General features: G+C 46.2%; 3 protein-coding genes. All 3 read left to right on the top strand.

Going from position 1 to position 5,334, the window contains the following annotated elements; genetic code table 11:
* Positions 1-395: 395 nt before the first annotated feature.
* The 3 genes from V3S16_RS11075 (at position 396) to uvrA (ending at position 4,831) form a co-directional block, all read left to right on the top strand.
* Complete coding sequence (locus tag V3S16_RS11075) at positions 396-746, top strand: cupin domain-containing protein (protein WP_413884900.1); 351 nt, start codon at positions 396-398, stop codon at positions 744-746.
* Positions 747-933: 187 nt separating this feature from the next.
* Positions 934-1,956, top strand: coding sequence for a 4-hydroxythreonine-4-phosphate dehydrogenase PdxA (gene pdxA / locus V3S16_RS11070; protein WP_413884898.1), 1,023 nt, complete (start codon positions 934-936; stop codon positions 1,954-1,956).
* Between the two features lie 58 nt (positions 1,957-2,014).
* Positions 2,015-4,831, top strand: coding sequence for an excinuclease ABC subunit UvrA (gene uvrA / locus V3S16_RS11065; RefSeq protein WP_413884896.1), 2,817 nt, complete (start codon positions 2,015-2,017; stop codon positions 4,829-4,831).
* The last annotated feature ends 503 nt before the right edge of the window (positions 4,832-5,334 follow it).

The following is a 5,334-nucleotide window of genomic DNA, read 5'->3' as shown; positions in this document are numbered from 1 at the left end:
TTTAGCTACCTCAGTTATTAAGAACTATCTCTTTGTATGTCTTGTTTTTCAAATTTTACCCCGAATAATTGATTGCGCCGTTGCCATGTCGAGCTTAATAATGTACTATATTCGTCGTCAAAAAAGATGCTCAGATTCGTCCGCTGACAGCCTATATGCGCCTGTTACGCTATGCTGTAAAACTTGCCTGGACTTATATCAAATATCCAGATTCCTGGTGGACGGAACTAGGCATGAACTCTACAGAATATTTATCCGCCGTTGCATCCATAGGGCGTGATGGTACATGAAAGATATGGACCAACAAATTTACAATTGACCGGATTATAATAGATTGATAATAAAATCGTATTACGATTTTATAAATAGTTTTAAATCATACTAAGGAGCATTGAATGAAAATCATGCACTATACTGAAGCCGAACCCAAGCATTTCGACACGGATACCGTCAAGGGAGTTACTGGAAGAGTAGTTATCGGCAAAGCCGACGGAGCCAAAAATTTTTGCATGCGAATTTTCGAATTATCATCAGGAGGCTATTCCCCGATGCATTCCCATGAATGGGAACATGAAATTATCATCCATGCGGGGAAAGGCGAAATCCTCTGTGAAGGAGAATGGGTCCCGGTAACCCGGGGGTATACCGTTTTTATTCCCGGCAATGAGGAGCACCAAATCAGAAACGCTGGTGATGAACCGCTGGTGTTTGCCTGTGTCATCCCTGCGGGACCTCCTGAATTATGAGTCTTAAACCTTGATGAATTCGTAAAAAGTCGAATTCATCAGGTGTTTGGTGTTTAGTGTTTTGTTTTAAATATATGCTGATATACCAGCTTGTTAAATAACCAAATACTAAACACCAAATACAAAATACTATCGTAAAAAGTCAAATGTTTTACTTTTTACGACGCCATCTATTTTAATGAGGCCTATGTCAGATTTGCGTCCGTTGATCGGAATTACGATGGGAGATCCTGTTGGTGTCGGCCCGGAGATTATTCTCTTAACTCTCAGCAACCCTTCAATTTACAAGGTCTGCCGCCCTTTGGTATTCGGAGACATCCGCACTTTGAATACTGCCAAAGAATCTATTGGGAGCCGGCTTGATCTTAAAACTGTCCCGAAGCCTGCCGCCGGGCTTTATAGCTGTGGGTCGGTTGACGTTTTGAACCTTTCTGAACTTGACCCGCAAAAAACATCATGGGGCCGGCCTTCCATTGAAAGCGGCAGGGCCATGATGCATTATGTAACTACTGCTGTCGATATGGCCGTCGAAGAACATATTGCTGCAATTGCCACCTGCCCCATAAACAAAACGGCCATGCAAATCGCCGGTTTTCGCTATAGTGGACATACCGAGCTGCTGGCAAAACGCACAGGATCCAAAGCTTTTGTCATGATGCTTGCCGGCAGCCGGCTGCGTGTAGTTCTGGTGACCATACATATTCCTTTGAAAAGTGTCCCTGCTGTGCTTTCAAAGGAACGAATCATTCAAACCATAAGAATTACCGGCCGCGCTCTGTCTGACCGTTTTGGATGTAAAGATCCCCGTCTAGGCGTAGCCGGACTGAATCCCCATGCGGGTGAAGAAGGAATGTTCGGCGACGAAGAAATCAATATCATTGCCCCCGCCGTCCAGCAGGCCCGCAGCGAAGGCTTTAACGTTGTCGGCCCTTCTTCACCGGACACTATATTTTATCATGCAGTCGAAGGTCACTATGACGCAGTAGTATGCATGTATCATGACCAGGGATTGATTCCGTTCAAATTGATACATTTTACCGATGGAGTCAACACAACGCTGGGACTCCCAATAATCAGAACCTCTGTTGACCATGGCACGGCTTATGACATTGCCGGTACCGGGCGGGCGGACCCTGGCAGCCTTGTTGCCGCCGTAAACCTGGCCGCCCAACAGGCAGTACAGACCTCGTCATTCATCAGACAAAAATGACCGTAGACCTTTATATACTGCGGAATTGCACAAAAATTTAGGGTAATCACTGCGATTTATGAAAGCGGACAAAATCATTATAAGCGGCGCCAGACAGCATAATCTGAAAAACATTAATGTTACCATCCACCGCAACAAGCTTGTGGTTATCACCGGTTTGTCAGGTTCCGGAAAATCGACTCTAGCCTTTGACACCCTATATGCCGAGGGTCAGCGCCGATATGTAGAATCACTTTCCTCTTATGCGCGTCAGTTTTTAGAACGGATGGAAAAGCCGGATGTCGACCTGATCGAAGGTCTTTCTCCAGCCATCGCCATTGAACAGAAAGCCGCCAGTCACAATCCCCGTTCAACTGTGGGAACCGTTACTGAAATCTATGATTATCTTCGCCTCCTTTTCGCCCGAGCGGGCACATCCTACTGTTATCAATGCGGCCAGCCGATTTCATCTCAGTCAATCGATCAGATTGTCGACCAGGTAATGTCTCTGCCCGACGGCTCCAGGATCATTATTTTATCACCTATTATTACGGCCCAGAAAGGAACTCATGAAAAACGCCTAAAGCAACTTAAAAAGGAAGGCTTTGCCCGGGTCTGCATAAATGGCGAAATCTTGGAAATTGAAGAAACCGGCAAGCTTGATAAAAATAAGAAGCATACCATTGATGTGGTTGTAGATCGCTTGATCGTAAAAAATAGGATTAAAAATCGACTTGCCGACTCTTTGGAGCTGGCCCTGTCCTTGTCAGACGGTCTCGTCACTGTAAATGTCCTGGGCGGACAACCGGTCCTTTTTAGTGAGAAATCAGCATGTATCACATGTGGTATCAGCTATCCCGATTTTACTCCTGCAAGCTTTTCGTTCAACTCGCCCCAGGGAGCATGCCCAAAATGTGACGGCCTGGGTTCAAACACTGAATTTGATCCTGACCTTATCATTCCAAACCGTGAGCTCTCATTAAGAGAAGGAGCGGTTGCAGTTTGGGCCCACAGAAACACCATGCATTTTTTTGAGTTTTTAGACGCTCTGACAGAACACTATGGCGTTGATATATACACACCTTATAAGGACCTTCCGAACCACTTTAAAAAGATCCTGTTATATGGCTCAAAAAATGAGCGCATTACTTTCTACTTTGAACGCAGCGGTCGCCGTTATACTTATAAAAAACGCTTTGAAGGCATTGTTCCAAACCTTCAGCGACGTTACCTGGAAACAGAATCATACCAATCCAGGGAGGAAATTAAGCGTTATATGAATTTTCGACCTTGTACGGAATGCGCCGGTACCAAACTAAACAAAGCCAGCAGGTCTGTAAAAATCGATGATCTGGCCATATTCGAAATTACGGCGCTTTCAGTGGCAAAAGTCCGCCGTTTTTTTAAAGCAATGAATCTTGGCGGCAAAAAAGCGATTATTGCCAAAAGGATTTTAAAAGAAATCAATGCGCGTCTTGGCTTTCTTGAAAATGTCGGGCTTTCTTATCTTACCCTTGACAGGCCGGCATACACTCTTTCCGGTGGCGAGAGTCAGCGCATACGTCTTGCGACCCAAATCGGTTCGAAGCTGACCGGAGTTATATACGTTCTGGATGAACCGAGCATTGGCCTGCATCAGAGAGACAACCTGCGCCTGTTAGCAACATTAAAGAAAATGCGTGATCTTGGCAATACGGTGCTGGTTGTTGAACATGATGAAGAGACCATACGATCTTCCGATCAGGTCATCGACATGGGACCCGGTGCCGGGGTGAAAGGCGGGCAGATAGTATTTTCGGGAACACCTGAAGCGCTGCTTGAAGAAGACCGGTCATTGACCGGCAAATATCTTTCAGGGAAAAAACGCATAGAAGTTCCATCTAATCGCCGCCGCGGGCAGGGGAAGAAACTAATCATCACAGGAGCCTCGCAAAATAACCTCAAAAAAATCGACGTGGAATTCCCCCTGGGCTGTTTCACCTGCGTCACCGGCGTATCAGGCTCAGGGAAATCGACACTCGTTCTGGAAACCCTTTATAATGTACTTTCCCAGCGGCTTTATCATGCCAGAATTCAGGCGGGCACCCATGACCATGTCCTTGGACTCGAGTATATTGATAAGGTGATACATATTGACCAGTCTCCCATTGGAAGGACACCCCGCAGCAATCCTGGAACGTATACCGGTGTATTTACATATATCAGGGAGCTCTTTTCCAGAACCGCTGAAGCCCGTATGCGGGGTTACAAGCCCGGCCGGTTCAGTTTCAATGTAAAAGGCGGAAGATGTGAAGCCTGCAGAGGCGACGGAATTATTAAGATAGAAATGCATTTTCTACCGGATGTTTATGTTACCTGCGATATCTGTCGCGGCAAAAGATACAACCGTGAAACCCTTGAAATCAGATATAAGGGGAAAAACATTGCCAACATCCTCGATATGACCGTAAATCAGTCGCTCGACTTCTTTGGCAAGATCCATAAGATTAGGCCAAAACTTCAAACCCTGGTCGATGTAGGCCTGGGATACATCCAGATCGGCCAATCGGCCACAACTCTTTCCGGCGGCGAGGCTCAGCGGGTTAAGCTATCACGGGAGCTGAGTAAAAAAAGCACGGGAAAAACCGTCTACATCCTTGATGAGCCGACCATGGGCCTCCATCCGGACGACATCCGCAAACTTCTTAATGTGCTGAACCGGTTTGTTGAAACGGGGAATACGGTTATCGTGATCGAACACAATTTGGATGTTATCAAAACCGCCGACCACATCATCGATCTGGGTCCTGAAGGCGGAGATGACGGCGGCGGCATTGTCGCCTGCGGCACCCCCGAAGAAATCGCAACCGTCAAGCAGTCCTACACCGGGCATTTCCTAAAAAAAGTCTTGCCCTAAAGTAAAGAATCCTGGCCCATAGGACCAGGCTTTGGGTTGCACCCATAGGGGCGTACCTATCTCAAATGGAGTAAATTAAATTCCAAATAACAAATATCAAATATCAAACAAATAGCAATCGTTCGACCTCGAGGCTCTCGACAGGTGACCAAAAGGGGAAATCCCAAATAACAAAATACAAATAACAAATAAATTCCAATCGTTCGACCTACCGTTCGGCCCCGAGCCTTTCGGCAGTGAGCTCAAGGCCGAACTGCTCACGGCCGAGGGGGAGGCTCTCGACAGGTGACCGAAAAAACAAATAACAAACAAAAGAATAAAAAAAATAGTTTTAGCCCTTGTTTGGAATTTGAGACTTGGAATTTGTGATTTATTTGAAATTTGGTGCTTGGAATTTGTGATTTTAGACACAAAACTCCAAGGCAGAGCCAAATATCTCTGACCTGGCTCTCCGAGGCGTAGGCTCTACGAGCCGGAGGCCCAAAGGACCAGGTTTTTCAGGG

The sequence above is a fragment of the Candidatus Desulfatibia sp. genome, assembly GCF_036446775.1.
Lineage (GTDB): Bacteria > Desulfobacterota > Desulfobacteria > Desulfobacterales > UBA11574 > Desulfatibia_A.
The sequence above is the reverse complement of the archived record's forward strand: the minus strand, read 5'-3'. Positions and strand labels throughout refer to the sequence as shown.

What these genes read in the sequence shown, in the direction of transcription:
- uvrA (WP_413884896.1), top strand. Translation starts at nt 2,015, where the DNA reads ATGAAAGCGGACAAAATCATTATAAGCGGCGCCAGACAGCATAATCTG.
- pdxA (WP_413884898.1), top strand. Translation starts at nt 934, where the DNA reads ATGTCAGATTTGCGTCCGTTGATCGGAATTACGATGGGAGATCCTGTT.
- V3S16_RS11075 (WP_413884900.1), top strand. Translation starts at nt 396, where the DNA reads ATGAAAATCATGCACTATACTGAAGCCGAACCCAAGCATTTCGACACG.